11 protein-coding genes, 1 tRNA gene and 1 other RNA gene are annotated in these 16,553 nt (G+C 66.0%); 12 read left to right on the forward strand and 1 reads right to left on the reverse strand.

Going from position 1 to position 16,553, the window contains the following annotated elements:
- Window positions 1-51 precede the first annotated feature (51 nt).
- A tRNA-Gly gene (locus PVZ72_RS08455) sits at window positions 52-127 on the forward strand.
- Between the two features lie 91 nt (window positions 128-218).
- Here the strand turns inward: PVZ72_RS08455 and PVZ72_RS08460 are convergent.
- On the reverse strand, window positions 219-1,211 hold the full coding sequence (locus PVZ72_RS08460; protein ID WP_273861672.1) for a sulfate ABC transporter substrate-binding protein: 993 nt from the start codon (window positions 1,209-1,211) through the stop codon (window positions 219-221).
- 167 nt (window positions 1,212-1,378) lie between these two features.
- Between PVZ72_RS08460 and smc the strand changes: the two genes are divergently transcribed.
- The 11 genes from smc (at window position 1,379) to PVZ72_RS08515 (ending at window position 16,543) form a co-directional block, all read left to right on the forward strand.
- Window positions 1,379-4,864 (forward strand): chromosome segregation protein SMC, encoded by a 3,486-nt coding sequence (gene smc / locus PVZ72_RS08465; RefSeq protein ID WP_273861673.1) that lies wholly within the window; start codon window positions 1,379-1,381, stop codon window positions 4,862-4,864.
- A 205-nt stretch (window positions 4,865-5,069) separates the two neighbouring features.
- Entirely contained in the window at window positions 5,070-5,969 is a 900-nt protein-coding gene (gene zipA, locus PVZ72_RS08470; RefSeq protein WP_273861674.1) for a cell division protein ZipA, read from the forward strand.
- Between the two features lie 114 nt (window positions 5,970-6,083).
- Window positions 6,084-8,468: an NAD-dependent DNA ligase LigA gene (gene ligA / locus PVZ72_RS08475; RefSeq protein WP_273861675.1), complete on the forward strand. Its 2,385-nt coding sequence runs from the start codon at window positions 6,084-6,086 to the stop codon at window positions 8,466-8,468.
- A 286-nt stretch (window positions 8,469-8,754) separates the two neighbouring features.
- Window positions 8,755-8,851: signal recognition particle sRNA small type (ffs, locus tag PVZ72_RS08480), an RNA gene on the forward strand.
- A 186-nt stretch (window positions 8,852-9,037) separates the two neighbouring features.
- Window positions 9,038-9,319, forward strand: coding sequence for a hypothetical protein (locus PVZ72_RS08485; protein ID WP_273861676.1), 282 nt, complete (start codon window positions 9,038-9,040; stop codon window positions 9,317-9,319).
- Window positions 9,320-9,497: 178 nt separating this feature from the next.
- Entirely contained in the window at window positions 9,498-11,489 is a 1,992-nt protein-coding gene (gene dnaX, locus PVZ72_RS08490) for a DNA polymerase III subunit gamma/tau (protein ID WP_273861677.1), read from the forward strand.
- Between the two features lie 33 nt (window positions 11,490-11,522).
- Window positions 11,523-11,849 carry a YbaB/EbfC family nucleoid-associated protein gene (locus tag PVZ72_RS08495; RefSeq protein ID WP_007162246.1) on the forward strand — a complete coding sequence of 109 codons (327 nt, stop codon included), beginning with the start codon at window positions 11,523-11,525 and terminating at the stop codon, window positions 11,847-11,849.
- 62 nt (window positions 11,850-11,911) lie between these two features.
- Entirely contained in the window at window positions 11,912-12,511 is a 600-nt protein-coding gene (gene recR / locus PVZ72_RS08500; RefSeq protein ID WP_187979086.1) for a recombination mediator RecR, read from the forward strand.
- A gap of 98 nt (window positions 12,512-12,609) precedes the next feature.
- Window positions 12,610-13,119 carry a sigma-70 family RNA polymerase sigma factor gene (locus tag PVZ72_RS08505; protein WP_273861678.1) on the forward strand — a complete coding sequence of 170 codons (510 nt, stop codon included), beginning with the start codon at window positions 12,610-12,612 and terminating at the stop codon, window positions 13,117-13,119.
- Window positions 13,116-14,048: a DUF4880 domain-containing protein gene (locus PVZ72_RS08510; protein WP_273861679.1), complete on the forward strand. Its 933-nt coding sequence runs from the start codon at window positions 13,116-13,118 to the stop codon at window positions 14,046-14,048. Before PVZ72_RS08505 ends, PVZ72_RS08510 begins: the two co-directional genes overlap by 4 nt.
- Window positions 14,049-14,125: 77 nt before the next feature.
- Window positions 14,126-16,543, forward strand: coding sequence for a TonB-dependent siderophore receptor (locus tag PVZ72_RS08515; RefSeq protein WP_405046423.1), 2,418 nt, complete (start codon window positions 14,126-14,128; stop codon window positions 16,541-16,543).
- The last annotated feature ends 10 nt before the right edge of the window (window positions 16,544-16,553 follow it).

Here is a 16,553-nt window from a genome sequence, read left to right on the forward strand (position 1 = left end):
GCCCTTTCACGGCGGTAACAGGGGTTCGAGTCCCCTAGGGGACGCCATATTGCGGGAATAGCTCAGTTGGTAGAGCACGACCTTGCCAAGGTCGGGGTCGCGAGTTCGAGTCTCGTTTCCCGCTCCAAACACACAAAAACACCGCCTCAGGGCGGTGTTTTTGTGTGCGCGTCTTTCCGGTCCGCCAGACGCCCGGCATCAGGCCGGGCGCGAGCCCGTCACTGGGGCGTATAGATCTGGTCGAAGACCCCGCCATCGGCGAAGTGGTTCTTCTGGATGCCGCTCCAGGCACCGAATTCCTTCTGGGCATCGATCAGTTCGAGCTTGGGAAAGCGATCGGCGTACTGCGCCAGAATCTGGGCATTGCGCGGACGCAGGAAGTTGTCCGCGGCGATCTTCTGGCCTTCGTCGGACCAGAGATACCTGAGGTAGTCCTCGGCCTCGGCGCGGGTGCCCTTCTTGTCGACGACACTGTCGACCACGCTCACCGGCGGCTCGGCCTGCACCGAGATGCTCGGATAGACCACCTCGAAGCCACCGCGACCGAATTCCCGCGCGATCATCTCGGCTTCGTTCTCGAAGGTCACCAGGACATCGCCCTGCTGGTTCTTCATGAAGGTGGTGGTGGCGGCGCGACCGCCGGTATCCAGGATGGGTACGTGCTTGAACAGCTCGGCGACGAAGCCGCGGGCTTTCTCATCGCCACCAGGTTGGCGCAGGGCGTAGGTCCAGGCGGAAAGATAGGTGTAGCGACCATTCCCGGAGGTCTTGGGATTGGGCACGATCACCTGGACGCCATCCTTGAGCAGATCGGACCAGTCATGGATGCCCTTGGGATTGCCCTGGCGCACGATGAGTACCGTGGCCGAGGTGAAGGGCGCGCTGCGATCGGGCAGGCGGCTTTCCCAGTCCTTGGGCACCAGGCCGCGATCGGCCAGGGCCTGGATGTCGGTCACCTGGTTCATGGTGATGACGTCGGCCTGCAGACCGTCGATGACCGCGCGCGCCTGCTTGCTGGAGCCGCCGTGGGACATCTGGATCACCGGCGTTTCGCCGTGCTCGGCTTTCCAGTGCGCCTGGAAGGCCGGATTGTAGTCCTTGTAGAAGTCACGCATCACGTCGTAGGAGACGTTGAGCAGCGGCGGGGCGGCCAGGATCTGGGTGCTGGCCGCCAGGGCGGCGGCGAGCAGGGTGAGGCGAAGGATCTGCATGGGGGCATCCTGCGAGTGGGGGTGCAGGACTATAGCCTGTCGTCCCGACAGCGTGCAGAACGCCTGGAAATAAGTTCATGCGCGGCGACGGCAGTCGTGGTCGCCAGTGGTAGACTTTCACCCTTTCGCCTGCGGTTGGCACGGCGCGGTGGACAAGGGCTCCTGATATGCGGTTGAGGTCGATCAAGCTGGCGGGATTTAAATCCTTCGTCGATCCGACGACGGTGAATTTCCCGAGCAACATGGCAGCGGTGGTCGGCCCCAACGGTTGTGGCAAGTCGAACATCATCGACGCCGTGCGCTGGGTGATGGGCGAGAGTTCGGCCAAGAATCTGCGCGGCGAGTCGATGACCGACGTCATCTTCAACGGCTCCAACAGCCGCAAGCCGGTGTCCCAGGCCTCCATCGAACTGATCTTCGACAACTCCGACCACACCCTGGTGGGGGAGTACGCGAGCTACGCGGAAATCTCCATTCGCCGGCGGGTGACCCGCGAAGGCCAGAACACCTATTTTCTCAACGGCACCAAGTGCCGCCGGCGCGACATCACCGACATCTTCCTCGGTACCGGCCTCGGCCCGCGCAGCTATTCGATCATCGAGCAGGGAATGATCTCCAAGCTGATCGAGGCGCGTCCGGAGGATCTGCGGCACTACATCGAGGAAGCCGCCGGCATCTCCAAGTACAAGGAGCGGCGGCGCGAGACCGAGAATCGCATCCGCCGCACCCAGGAGAATCTCGCCCGTCTTACCGACCTGCGCGAAGAGCTGGAGCGTCAGCTGGAGCGGCTGCACCGTCAGGCGCAGTCGGCCGAGCGCTTTCAGGCGTTCAGGCAGGAGGAGCGGCAACTCAAGGCGCAGTTGCAGGCGGTGCGCTGGCGCGAACTGGATGGTCGCGTCGAGCAGCGCGAAAAGGCGATCCGCGACCAGGAGACCGCGCTCGAGGCCCTGACCGCCGAGCAGCGCCAGGCGGATGCCGGTATCGAGCGGCTGCGCGACGGTCATCACGAGCTGAGCGAAGCCTTCAACCTGGTGCAGGGCCGCTTCTACTCCCTGGGGGGTGACATCGCTCGCCTGGAGCAGACCATCCAGCATGGTCAGCAGCGCCAGCGGCAGTTGCAGGACGATCTGCGCGAAGCCGAACAGGCCCGCAGCGAAGCCGAGTCCCACCTGGAGCACGACCGGGTGCTGCTCGCCACCTTCGAGGAAGAGCTGGCGATGCTCGAGCCCGAGGAAGAGGCGGCCCGGGAGCTGGGCGAGGAGGGCGGTGCCGCGCTGGAAGAGGCGGAGCTGGCGCTGGCGGACTGGCAGCAGCGCTGGGAGGCACTCAGTGCGGCGAGCGTCGAGCCACAGCGGGAAGCGGACGTGCAGCAGGCACGCATCCGCTCGCTGGAACAGAGTCTGGAGCGCGGCACGGAACGTCGGCGTCGACTGCGCGACGAGCGCACCCTGCTGGGCGAGGACGGTCCGTCCGAGCGCCTGGTCATGCTGGAAGAGCAGATCGCCGAAGACGAGTTGCTGCTGGAAGGCCTGGCCGAGCAGGAATTGCAGGTCGCCGAGGGTTTGCAGCGGCTGCGGGAAGAATTGCTGGGGCTGGCGGGCGAGCAGAGTCAGCGTCAGGGCGAGTTGCAGCGGCTGGAAGGTCGCATCGCCTCGCTGGAGGCCCTGCAGCAGGCGGCCCTCGCTCCCACAACCGGGGTAGCCCAGTGGCTCGAAGCCGAAGGGCTCGACCAGGCGCCGCAGCTGGCCGACGAGGTGCAGGTCACCCCCGGTTGGGAACTGGCTGTGGAAACCGTGCTGGGTAGCGATCTGCAGGCGGTCTGCCTGGATGATCTGGCGTCCCTGCGGCTCGACACCTTCGCCAGTGGCGCCCTGAACCTCGCGCTGCCCGGTTCGGTAGCGGTGGCGGTGGGCAGCCTGCTGGAGCAGGTGCAGGCACCGCGCGACCTGTCGCCCTGGCTGGGTCAGGTGCTGATCGCGAACAGTTACGACGAAGCCCTGGCGCAGCGGCCGGCCCTGGCCCCGGGGCAGAGTCTGATCACGCCGGAAGGCTACTGGGTCTCCCGGCATTTCCTGCGTGTGCGGCGTGCCCAGGCGGCCGAAGGCAGTGTCCTGGCCCGCGGACGCGAAGTGGAGGAACTGCAGGCGCGGCGCCTGGAACTGAGCGCGGCGCTCGCGTTACAGGAAGAGCGGCTGGAGGATCGTCGCGCGGCCCAGCAGCGGCTGGAAGGCGAGCGCGAAGAGGCGCGGCGGCGCCAGCAGCAGGAGCAGCAGCGGCTGGCCGAATCGCGCGCCCAGCTGTCCGCGCAACAGGCAAGGGCTGAACAGTTGAGCATCCGTCGCCGGCAGCTGGAGGCCGAGCTCAAGGATGTCGAGCAGCAGTTGGCGCATGAGCAGGAGGAGTTGGGCGAATGCCGGTTGCGCCTGCAGGACGCCCTGGATGCCATGGCCGTGGATACCGAGCAGCGCGCGCTATTGCAGGAACAGCGCGATCGTCATCGGCAGGCGGTGGAAACGGCGCGCCAGCGCCAGCGCCAGGCTCAGGAACAACTGCATCAGCTGACGGTGCGGCTGACCACCCTGAGAGCCCAGCGTCAGTCGACCCTCCAGGCGCTGGAGCGGCTGGAGTTGCAGACCGCGCGCCTCGGCGAGCGCTGCGAGCAGCTCAATCTCAACCTGGAGGAAGGCGGCGAGCCCCTCGACGAATTACGCCTGCGCCTGGAAGAGTTGCTGGAGCGGCGCCTGCAGGTGGACGAGGAGCTGCGCACGGCGCGGCTGGCGCTGGAGGATGCCGATCGGGAGTTGCGTGATTTCGAGCGGCGGCGCCTGCAGGCGGAACAGCAGGCGACGCTGCTGCGCGGCCAGCTGGAGCAGCATCGCCTGGAGTGGCAGGGCCTGGCGACCCGGCGCAGTGGCTTCGCCGAGCAGCTGGCGGCCGACGGCTACGACCTGCCGACGGTGATCGCGGCCCTGCCCGCGGAGGCCAGCGAAGCCGCCTGGGAAGAGCAGCTGGAGGCGGTTGCGGCGCGTATCGCCCGACTCGGGCCGATCAACCTCGCGGCCATCGACGAATATCAGCAGCAGGCCGAGCGCAAGACCTATCTCGATGCCCAGAATTCCGATCTGGTGGAGGCACTGGAGACCCTGGAAAGCGTCATTCGCAAGATCGATCGGGAGACCCGCAATCGTTTCAAGGACACCTTCGACCAGATCAATCATGGCCTGCAGGCCCTGTTCCCAAAAGTTTTCGGGGGTGGCAGTGCCTACCTGGAACTTACTGGGGAAGATTTACTCGATACCGGGGTTGCGATCATGGCGCGGCCGCCGGGCAAGAAGAACAGCACCATTCATTTGTTGTCGGGTGGCGAAAAGGCCCTGACGGCGCTGGCGCTGGTCTTTGCCATCTTCCAGTTGAATCCGGCGCCGTTCTGCATGCTCGATGAAGTGGATGCGCCCCTGGATGACGCCAACGTCGGCCGTTATGCCCGATTGGTCAAGAGCATGTCGGAGAAGGTGCAGTTCATTTACATCACGCACAACAAGATCGCCATGGAGATGGCCGATCAGCTGCTGGGGGTGACCATGCACGAACCGGGCTGTTCTCGGCTGGTGGCGGTGGATGTGGAAGAGGCGGTGGCCATGGTCGATGCCTAGTACCCCACAGCCTCGCGGCTTGGCGGTGTAAAGTTGGCAGCAGTCGTGCTAGCTTATGGCCGCGCTAGCGGTAAGTGGAAAAAGCTAGGAAGAACACTGACTTGGCGTAGGTTTCGGAGGTTTTGGAAAGACCTCGCAAGCGTCGACTTTCCAAAGTTTCCCGACGGGTGTCGGTCCATTATTTTCACAGGGGTATGTCTTTTTCATGGATATGGGTCTGCGCGAGTGGCTGATCATCATCGGCGTCATCGTCATCGCCGGTATTCTGTTCGATGGTTGGCGTCGCATGAGCGGCAAGGGCAAGCTCAAGTTCAAGCTTGACCAGTCGCTGAACAACCATCCGGAACACGAGGACGAGGATCCGGAAATCGTTGGCCCGACACGGGTGATAGAGCCCAAGGAGCCCTCCCTGGATGATCCGGGCGAGCCGACGCCACCGCGCTCCACCCAGCGCAAGCGCCGTGATGAACGCCGCGAAGAGCCCAGTGCCGACAGCTTCGACCTGTCCGCCAGCGATGAAAGCCTGGCAGGCCTGGCCGTCGATTCCGATGAAGTCGCCACCCGTGGTCGCGACAAGCCGCGCAAGGACAAGCCGCTGAGCAGCAAGGCACCCGAGCGCGAGCCGATCAGCGATCCCGTCGGCACGGGCAACAGCCAGGCGGCCATGGCGCCGGTGGACGAGGTGCTGGTGATCAACGTCATCTCCCGTGACGAGAAGGGCTTTTCCGGTCCAGCGCTGCTGCAGAGCATCCTGGAAAGCGGACTGCGCTTCGGCGACATGGATATCTTCCATCGTCACGAGAGCATGTCGGGCAATGGCGAGGTGCTGTTCTCCATGGCCAATGCCGTGCGTCCGGGCACCTTCGACCTGGATGCCATCGACGACTTCCATACCCCGGCGGTGAGCTTCTTCCTGGGTCTGCCCGGTCCGCGCCATCCCAAGCAGGCCTTCGACCTGATGGTGGCAGCGGCGCGCAAACTGTCGTCCGAGCTCAATGGCGAGCTGAAGGACGAGCAGCGCAGCGTCATGACCGCCCAGACCATCGAACACTATCGCCAGCGCATCGTCGATTTCGAGCGCAAGAGCCTGATGCTCAAGCGCTGATCGCGCCGGAGCGAACCAAGAGCAGCCTCGGCTGCTCTTTTTGTTTGTAAGTTTTGCCGCGGCGCCCTGGGTGCCGCCAGGGCCACCCCTGGGTGGCGACAGTGAGAGACCGCCATGACCGACGCCCAAGATGCCGTCAGCCGGATCGCCGCCCTGCGCAGCGAGATCGACGCCCACAACTACCGCTACTACGTGCTGGACGAGCCGAGCGTGCCCGATGCCGAGTACGACCGGCTGTTCGGCGAACTCAAGGCGCTGGAGGCCGAGCATCCCGAGTTGGTGACACCCGACTCGCCCACCCAGAGGGTGAGCGGCTCGGCCCTGGCCGCCTTTGGCACCATTCGCCATGAAGTACCCATGCTCAGCCTGGGCAACGCCTTCGCCGACGAGAACCTGCAGGATTTCGACCGCAGCGTGGGCAAGCGCCTGCGTGAGGAATTCGGCGAGACCGACTTCGCCGGACCGGATTCCGGTGTCGAGTACACCTGCGAGCCCAAGCTCGATGGGCTGGCGGTCAGTCTGCTGTACGAGAACGGCCTGTTGACCCGCGGCGCTACCCGCGGCGACGGTACCACCGGCGAAGACATCACCACCAATGTGCGCACCATCCGCAACGTCCCGCTGCGCTTGCAGGGCGAAGGGTGGCCGGCGGTGCTGGAGGTGCGTGGCGAGGTGTTCATGTCCCGTGCCGGTTTCGAGACGCTCAACGTCCGGGCCATGGAAAGCGGCGGCAAGACCTTCGCCAATCCGCGCAACGCCGCGGCCGGCAGTCTGCGCCAGCTGGATTCGCGGATCACCGCCCAGCGGCCGCTGGAGTTCTGCTGCTACGGTTTCGGGCGGGTCGAGGGCGGGACTCTGCCGGACACCCAGTACGACATTCTTCAGCAGCTCCGGGAGTGGGGCATTCCCATCAGTCGCGAACTGCGCAAGGTGCAGGGCGCTGAAGGTTGTCGGGCCTACTATCAGGACATCGGCCAGCGCCGCGATGCCCTGGCCTACGAGATCGATGGCGTGGTCTACAAGGTCAATCGACTCGACTGGCAGGGCGAGCTGGGTTTCCGCGCGCGGGAACCGCGCTGGGCGCTGGCGCACAAGTTTCCCGCCCGGGAAGAGCTGACCGAATTGCTCAATGTCGAATTCCAGGTGGGGCGTACCGGTGCCATCACCCCCGTGGCCCGGCTCAAGCCGGTGCAGGTGGCAGGCGTCACCGTGACCAACGCCACCCTGCACAACATGGACGAGATCGCCCGGCTGGGCGTGATGATCGGCGACAGCGTGATCGTGCGCCGCGCCGGCGATGTCATCCCGCAGATCATGCAGGTGGTGCCGGAGCGGCGACCGGCGGATGCCCGGCCGGTGGCGATCCCCACCCAGTGCCCGGTGTGCGGTTCGGCGGTGGAGCGTACCCAGCTGATCAAGCGCGGCAAGGGCAAGGAGTCGATCAGCGAAGGCGTGGTCTATCGCTGTGTCGGTCGCCTGGCCTGCCAGGCGCAACTCAAGCAGGCGATCATTCACTTCGCCTCGCGGCGCGCCATGGACATCGACGGCCTCGGCGATCGCATCGTCGAGCAACTGGTGGACCGCGACCTGGTGAAGTCCCCCGCCGATCTGTACACCCTGACCTACGAGCAGGTGGTCGCGCTGGAAGGCTTCGCCGAGGTGTCCAGTCGCAATCTGCTGGCGGCCATCGAAGCCAGCCGCCAGCCAACGCTGGCCCGCTTCATCTTCGCCCTGGGCATCCCCGAGGTGGGCGAAGAGACCGCCAAGCGCCTGGCACGCGCCCTGGGCAGTCTGCAGCGCATTCGCGAGGCGCTGCCGGAGGTGCTGGTCTATCTGCCGGACATCGGGCCGGAGGTGGCCTTCGAGATCCACAACTTCTTCCAGTCCGCGCACAACCGCGAGGTTCTGGAGGCGCTGCTGGCCAACGGCATCGCGCTGGCGGACGAGGGTGAGGTGCACGCCGAATTCTCCGGCTATGCCGCCTTCGCCGACTTCCTCGACCAGTTGCACATTCCCTCTCTGGGCAAGACCGGCGCCAAGACCCTGGCCGCTGCCTTTCCCAGCCTGGCGGCCCTGATCGAGGGCTCGCAGGACTGGCTGACCTTCAAGACCCTCGCCGGTCTCAACGAGCGGGCCAAGCAGGGGCTGCGTGAGTACTTCGCCGAGGCGGACAACGTCGCCCGGGCGCTGGCCATCGAGGCCCAGCTCAAGGCCTTCGGCATGCACTGGGAAAGCACCCGGCAGGCCGTGCAGGGCCTGCCGTTCGCCGGCCAGACCTGGGTGCTCACCGGAACGCTGGAGGCCATGAGTCGCGACGAGGCCAAGGAGCGCCTGGAGGCATTGGGCGCCAAGGTCTCGGGTTCGGTCTCGGCCAAGACCGCCGTGGTGGTCGCCGGTCCGGGGGCGGGGTCCAAGCTGACCAAGGCGAACGAGCTGGGAGTGAAGGTGCTGGACGAGGACGCCTTCCTGCAGATCCTCGAGGCCCAGGGCGTTCGCTAACGAGAGGAGCAAGCTCCGGTCGTGTGGACAATACCTGCGGCCGAGGCGGCTCGTGTTCACTGGATCTGGTACGGGTGGTCCGATCCTGTGGCCGCCTTGCTCAATACCCTTGTCTGGCTATCGCTAGCAAAAGGTCGTAGGCGTTTGATCCGGAGCGGGACAGTTTTGCCGTTCCAGGTATTATCCGTTGTCCCTTGGCGAACCTAAGTCCTTGTATGGCTTGCAACTTCGCCCCAACCGCGTAGAATGATGCACCTCACCTCAGGGTGAGGCGTTATGGTGGCTCTGTCGGTCCCCCCGCAACGATCAACCGTGAACCCGGTCAGGCCCGGAAGGGAGCAGCCGCAGCGGTGATGTCGTGTGCCGGGGTGTGGCTGGCGGGGCCACCTCCATTTCTGCCCCCCGCTTTTCCTCTTCCTGCTTTTCACCTTCCTTTCCTGTCTCGCCTTCCAGCGCTCCGCGAAGTACGCCACACGGCTTTCGTGACGAAATGCACTGTTTTGGTTCATGGCTCTGTGCCATCATGCGCACCGCACCATCATTACTGGACGAATGTCCAAGGATTCATCGTGAAGAACGGACTCGAAAGCGCAGGACGCGCCCTGAGCAATGGCCTCCATCCCTATCGTGTCGACTGCCGGCGCGACACCGAGGCGACGCTGGTCGCTCAGATCCACCACCCCTCCGAGCCCCTGCTGCTGATCAGGATCGACCTGACCAACGAGGAGGCAAGCAACCCCTTCAAAATGAACGCCATCGTGAGCCGCCTGCGCGGCCAGCTGGATGCCCTGGCAGCCTATGTCTCCAGCGTTGTCCTGGCTGATGGCGAAGACCACTGTCGACGTGCCTGAAACGGCTTTTTGCGTGCCGTTTTCCCTCCTGATCGCTTGAAAATGCGCCTGGCTGCCTCCATCTGGCAAGGTAGTCGCCGTCCGCGTGGCGGCGTCCCGATGCCACGCCGCGGGATGCAATCGCGGCCCCTCTTCGTTAGCATGTGCTCCCCCCACGTCTTCTCCTGATCAGGTCTCGATGAGTTACCAGGTTCTTGCGCGCAAATGGCGCCCGCGGTCGTTCCGCGAAATGGTCGGCCAGACCCATGTGCTCAAGGCGCTGATCAATGCGCTGGATAACGAGCGGCTGCACCATGCCTATCTGTTCACCGGCACCCGCGGGGTGGGCAAGACCACCATCGCGCGGATCCTGGCCAAGTGCCTGAATTGCGAGACCGGCGTCAGCTCGACGCCGTGCGGCAGTTGCTCGGTGTGCCGCGAGATCGATGAAGGCCGCTTCGTCGACCTCATCGAGGTAGACGCGGCCAGTCGCACCAAGGTGGAAGACACCCGCGAGCTGCTGGAGAACGTGCAGTACGCGCCGTCCCGCGGTCGCTACAAGGTGTACCTCATCGACGAGGTGCACATGCTTTCCACCCACAGCTTCAACGCCCTGCTCAAGACGCTGGAGGAGCCACCGCCCCACGTCAAGTTCCTGCTCGCCACCACCGATCCGCAGAAGCTGCCGGTTACCATTCTCTCGCGCTGCCTGCAGTTCTCGCTGAAGAACATGCCGCCGGAGCGGGTCGTTGCCCACCTGCAGCAGGTGCTCGCCGCGGAAGGCATTCCCTTCGAGGACGATGCGCTCTGGCTGCTGGGTCGTGCGGCCGATGGCTCCATGCGCGATGCCATGAGCCTGACCGATCAGGCGATCGCCTTTGGCGAGGGCAAGGTGCTGGCCGCCGATGTGCGCGCCATGCTCGGGACCCTCGATCATGGCCAGGTCTATGACGTACTCCAGGCCTTGCTGGAAGGCGATGGTCGCGCCGTGCTGGACGCGGTTCGCCATCTGGCCGAGCAGGGCCCCGACTGGGGCGGGGTGCTGGCCGAGCTGCTCAATGTGCTGCACCGCGTGGCCATCGCCCAGGTGCTGCCCGATGCGGTGGACAACGGCCAGGGCGATCGCGAGCGGGTGCTGAGCCTGGCGCAGACGCTGCCGGCGGAGGATGTCCAGTACTACTACCAGCTGGGTCTGGTTGGCCGGCGCGATCTGCCGCTGGCTCCGGAGCCGCGCCATGGCTTCGAGATGGTCCTGCTGCGCATGTTGGCCTTCCGGCCTGCCGGCGCGGCGATTACCGAGCGACCGGCACTAAAGACGACGGGAGCCAGCCCGGCCACGGCTGACTCCAACCCCCGTCCGGTGGCCGCGGCGGTTCCGGTGGCCGCAACGCCTGCCCCCAGGCCTCAGGCAACCCCTGCGCCTGCTCCCGAGTCGTCACCTGCAAGTAATACCACCCCTATGGAAGTGCCGGTCGATCTTCCCTGGGAGGAGGCTGGGCAAGCAGAGGTCAAGGCGGCAGCGGCGCCAGCCCCCGCAGCGGTGATACAGGTCGCTGCGCCCGCCGCTCAGGCGGCGCCCAGCGCCGCGCCCACGCCACGGGTCGAGACGACGCCGGACGCCACGGTGATCGCCGAACTGCCGGCGGACACCGCTGGTGACGATCTGGATGGTGACGAAGAGCCGCCACCCGCCGAGGATTACTACGAGGTGGGGCTGGACGACTATCTCGACAGCCTCGGCGAGCCGACTGCCGAAGCGGTGGCCGCGGCGCCGGCGCCGGCGGTGCAACCGGCCACGGGCCTGGCAGCCGATTGGCAGGCGTTGTTCCCCGATCTCAAGCTGGGCGGACTGACCGCCAGTATCGCTGCCAACTGCACCCTGGTAGCCATGGACGGCGATCGCTGGCACCTGCACCTGGATCCGGCGCAGAGCGCCCTGTTCAATGCCAACCAGCAGCGCCGGCTCAACGATGCCCTGAACCAGCAGCAGGGACGCCCCATTACGCTCGAGGTCACCATCCAGACCCCCGAGCAGGAGACGCCCGCCCAGGCCGCCGCGCGGCGCCGGGCGGAGCGGCAGCGGCAGGCGGAGTTGTCGATCCAGGACGACCCGCTCATCCGCCAGATGATGCAACAGTTCGCCGCCACGGTGCGCGCGGGTACCATCGAGCCGGTCGACACCCAAGCCTGACCGGTTTTCCATTCATAGTTCGAGGTAGCAGACATGATGAAAGGTGGCATGGCCGGCCTGATGAAGCAGGCCCAGCAGATGCAGGAAAAGATGCAGAAGATGCAGGAAGAGCTGGCAAACGCCGAAGTGACCGGTCAATCCGGCGCCGGCCTGGTCAGCGTCGTCATGACCGGCCGACACGACGTCAAGCGCGTCAGCCTGGACGACAGCCTGATGCAGGAAGACAAGGAAATCCTCGAAGACCTGATCGCCGCCGCGGTGAACGACGCCGTGCGCAAGATCGAGCAGAACAGCCAGGACAAGATGTCCGGCATGACCTCCGGGATGCAGCTGCCGCCCGGCTTCAAGATGCCTTTCTAGGTTGTTTCAGCTGCGGGTGTCCGTCGGGCACCCGTTTCTCCCGCCTTCCAGTACGGTAGTCCATGAGCTTCAGTCCCCTGATTCGCCAATTGATCGATGCGCTCCGGGTCCTGCCCGGGGTCGGCCAGAAGTCCGCCCAGCGCATGGCCCTGCAACTGCTCGAACGCGAACGCCAGGGTGGCCAGCGCCTGGCCAGTGCCCTCAGCGCCGCCATGGAAGGGGTCGGGTACTGCCAGCGCTGCCGCACCCTGAGCGAAGACGAGATCTGCGGCTTCTGCGCCGACAGCCGCCGTGACGACAGCATCCTCTGTGTGGTGGAAGGCCCCATGGATGTCTTCGCCGTGGAGCAGACCGGCTATCGCGGGCGCTACTTCGTGCTCAAGGGGCACCTGTCGCCCATCGACGGGCTGGGCCCGGACGCCATCGGCGTACCCGAGCTCGAACGGCGTGTCAGCGAGGGCGGTTTCCAGGAAATGATCATCGCCACCAACCCCACGGTGGAAGGCGAGGCGACCGCCTACTACATCGCCCAACTGCTGGCGCCCAAGGGCCTGACCATTTCCCGCATCGCCCATGGCGTGCCCCTGGGTGGCGAACTGGACCTGGTCGACGGCGGTACCCTGACCCACGCCTTTGCCGGGCGCAAGCCGATAGCGCTCTAGCACTGCGCTGTCCCGTCGCTGCGAGACGGCGACAGGCCTGTATCTTGTGATCGAGAAGCATTATCATTATCGGAAGTCAGCTGCTTCCGAGGATGGTGATGCAGACGCTCGAGTCCGACCGGCACGGACATATCCGGACCCTCTACCTGGACCACCATGGCTGGCTGCGCGAGCGGCTGCAGCGGCGGCTGGGTTGCCTGGGGCAGGCGGCCGATCTGGCTCAGGACACCTTCGTGCGGCTTCTGGCCCGGGAAGCCGAGCTGGAACGCCTGCGTGAACCCCGTGCCTTCCTGGCGACCGTCGCCCAGGGCCTGCTGGCCAACCACTGGCGGCGCCAGGCCCTGGAGCGCGCCTATCTCGACGCGCTCGCCGCGCAACCGCAGGCCGTGCAGCCTTCGCCGGAAGCCCAGGCCCTGATCCTGGAAACCCTCACCGAACTCGATGCGCTGCTCGACCGCCTGCCCGGCCGGGTGCGCCAGACCTTCTTGCTGGCGCAACTGGAGGGGCTCACCTATGGCGTCATCGCCGAGCGGCTGGGCGTGTCGGAGCGGATGATCAAGAAGTACATGGCCCAGGCCATGCTGCACTGCCTGGAACTGGTGTCTTGAGCGCGCTGACGCCCGGTCGTGGCGGACCTCTGGAGGAGGCGGCGGTCTGGTTCGCCGAACTGGCTGCCGACGAGGTGGACCCCGTTACCGAGCGGGCCTGGGAACGCTGGTTGCAGGCGGATAGCCGCAACGCCGTGGCCTGGGCGCGGGTGGAGGAAATCAGTGCGCGCTTCACCGGTCTGCCTGCATCCGGGCGAATGGCCCTGGCGCGGCGCGAGTCCCTGGGACGGCGCCGGGCGCTCAAGGTGCTGGGATTGGCCCTGGGTGGTCTGGCGCTGGGCTGGGCGCGGCCGGACGACTGGCGGCTGGGGCAGGGCGCCGACCTGAGCACGGCGGTCGGCGAGATCCGTGCCTTCGACCTGGCCGCCGGGGTGCACGTCTGGATCAACACCGACAGCCAACTCGCGCGCGGGGCCACGGCGGATCACTGGCGCTTGCTGCGCGGCGAGGCGCTGTTCGAAAGCCGCGGGGGGACGGCTCCCATGGTGCTGGAGGCGACGCCAGGCCGGGTGCGCTTCTTGGCGGGTTGCTGCGCGGTCCAGGCGCGTGACGAGGGATTGGAGGTAGCAGCCTATCGTGGGGCTCTGCAGCTGCTGCCACGCCAGGCCCGGCCCGAGAGCCTGGCGCAAGGAGCCCGGGCGCTGATGACGGCTACCGCCGTACAGCCGCTAGGCCCGGTCGATCCGGGGCGGCAACTCTGGCGCCAGGGGCGGCTGGTGGTCGACGACTGGTCGCTGGCGGCGCTGGTGGCGGAGCTGGGTCGCTATCGACCGGGCCTGCTGACCTGCACCGCCACGGTGGCCCACTTGCGGGTAGTCGGCAGCTATCCGCTGGCGGATACCGACCGCGCGCTGGCGGCCCTGGCCGACAGCCTGCCGGTACGGGTGGAACGGCGCCTGCCCTGGTGGGTGCAGATCGTGCCCGCCTGAAAAAATATGGCGCGGGTGGTTCCCCTTTTTCGCGCTCGCGGGGCTTGGGGGAAACGATCTCCGTTTCGAGGCCCTCCATGCATCGCGATACCCGTTTCATCCTGCATCCGCTGCGCTGCGCCCTGCGCGTCTTCGCCCTGACCATGCCATTGGGCATCACCGGCCTGGCCATGTCCCCGGGCCTGGCCCAGGCGGCGCCCCTGGCGCAGGAATACCGCATCGAGGCGGGCAGTCTGGCCACGGTGGTGAGCACCTTCGCCGCCCAGAGCGGCGTACTGCTGTCGGCCCCCGCCCAGGGGCTGGAAGATCGGCGCAGTCCGGGGCTGCAGGGCCGCTACACACCGGCCGACGGCTTCCAGCAGATTCTCCAGGGCAGTGGCCTGCAGGCGGTGCGGCAGACCGATGGCAGTTATCGCCTGGAGTCGGCGACCGCGACCGGAGTGACCTCCCTGAGTGACACCACGGTGACCGGCTTCGCCCTGGGCAATGCCCTGGGCGAGACCGATGGCTACCTGGCGACCCATAGCGACGTGGCCACCAAGACCAGCAAGGGCCTGCTGGAAACCTCCCAGTCGGTCTCGGTGGTGACCCGCGAGCAGATCGATGACCAGGGTGCCAAGACCGTGCAGCAGGCCATTAGGTACACCCCGGGCATCTTCACCGGCCAGATCGGCGCCTCCAATCGCTACGACTACGTGGTGATGCGCGGCTTCGCCGACAACAGCGTCGATAATGTCTTTCTCGACGGCCTCAAGACCATGGGCGACAGCGGCACCTTCAGCTCGCTGCAGGTCGATCCCTATTTCCTCGAGCGCATCGACGTGGTGAAGGGGCCGGCGTCGGTGCTCTATGGCCGCAGCCTGCCGGGCGGTCTGGTGGCCCTGACCAGCAAGAAGCCGCTGTACCAGCCCTATCATCAGGTCCAGGCCACCCTGGGCAATCTCGGCCAGCATGGCGCCGGCTTCGATTTCGGCGGTCCGCTGGACGAGGAGGGGCGCATCGCCTATCGCCTGGTGGGTCTGGCGCAGCACAGCGACACCCAGTTCGACCATGTGGAAGAAGAGCGTTACGCCCTGGCGCCCAGCCTGGCCATCGACCTGAGCGACGATACCACCCTGACCCTTCAGGCCTATCTGCAAAAGGACCCGGATGGCGGCTACCACAGTGGCGTACCAGCCGAAGGCAGCCTCTATCGCCGCAATGGCCGCTACATCAGCAACCACTTTTTCGACGGCGAACCCGACCACGACAAATTCGAACGCACCCAGCAGATGGTTGGCTATCAGTTCGAGCACAGATTCAACGACGTCTGGAGCGCGCGGCAGAACTTCCGCTACGCCAAGTCGCGGGTCGAGCTGGAGCAGGTCTATGGCTACGGCTATGTTGGCGACAGCAACCTGCTCAATCGCTATTACTCCGGCGGCCGCGAGAACCTGCACGCCTATACCCTGGACAATCTGGTGCAGGCGGACTTCGACTGGGCCGGCAGCCGCCATACCCTGCTCGCCGGACTGGATTACCAGCGTCGCTGGACCCATGTGGATTGGCCCAGCGGCACGGCGGATGCCCTGGACGCCTTCGCGCCGAACTACGGTGGCCAGGTGACTATCTCCCCCGGCAGCGAGTACCGTCGCGAACTGCAGCAAACCGGCGTCTACCTGCAGGATCTCATCGAGCTGGATCGCTGGCGCTTTTCCCTGGGTCTACGCCAGGACTGGGTGGAAATCGGCATCGAGGATCGCCTGGCGGGCACCCGCAGCAGTGCGCGCCGTGGCCAGGCCAGCGGCCGTGCCGGAGCGCTCTATCTGTTCGACAACGGCCTGGCGCCCTACCTGAGCTATTCCACCTCCTTCAATCCCAACGCCTACAACGACGCCGCGGGCAATCCCCTGGAGCCCACCGAGGGCAAGCAGTGGGAGCTGGGCCTTAAGTACCAGCCGCCGGGCAGCGCCAGCTTCTATACCGCCTCGCTGTTCCATATCACCCAGGAAAACGTGGCGACCAAGCTGCCCCAGGAGGACTTCTATTCCTCGGTGGGCGAGATTCGCTCGCGTGGCCTGGAGCTGGAGGGCCATCTGCAGCTGGCCGAGCGCCTCAAGCTGCTGGGCAGCTACACCTTCACCGACATCGAGTACACCCAGGCGCTGGATGGCACCCAGGGCAACACGCCGAACCAGGCGCCTCGGCACCAGGCGTCGCTGTGGGGTGAGTACGAGCTGGCTGGACCGCTGGCAGGGTTCAGCATCGGCGCCGGCGCACGCTACGTGGGCACCAGTTGGGCGGACAAGGCCAACACTCGCAAGGTGCCGGCCTACACCCTGGTGGACGCCATGCTCGCCTATGACTTCACCCGTCTGGGGTTGCCGGGGCTGACCGCGCGGGTCAATGCCAACAACCTCATGGGCAAGGACTATGTGGCGTCCTGCTACAGCCTGGACTTCTGCTATTTCGGGGAGGAGCGCAACGTGACCGCGACGGTCAGCTACAGCTTCTAGACGGGCCGGG

Origin of the sequence: Pseudomonas sp. LA5 (assembly GCF_028640825.1) — a bacterium.
GTDB classification, from domain to species: Bacteria; Pseudomonadota; Gammaproteobacteria; order Pseudomonadales; family Pseudomonadaceae; genus Chryseomonas; species Chryseomonas aestiva.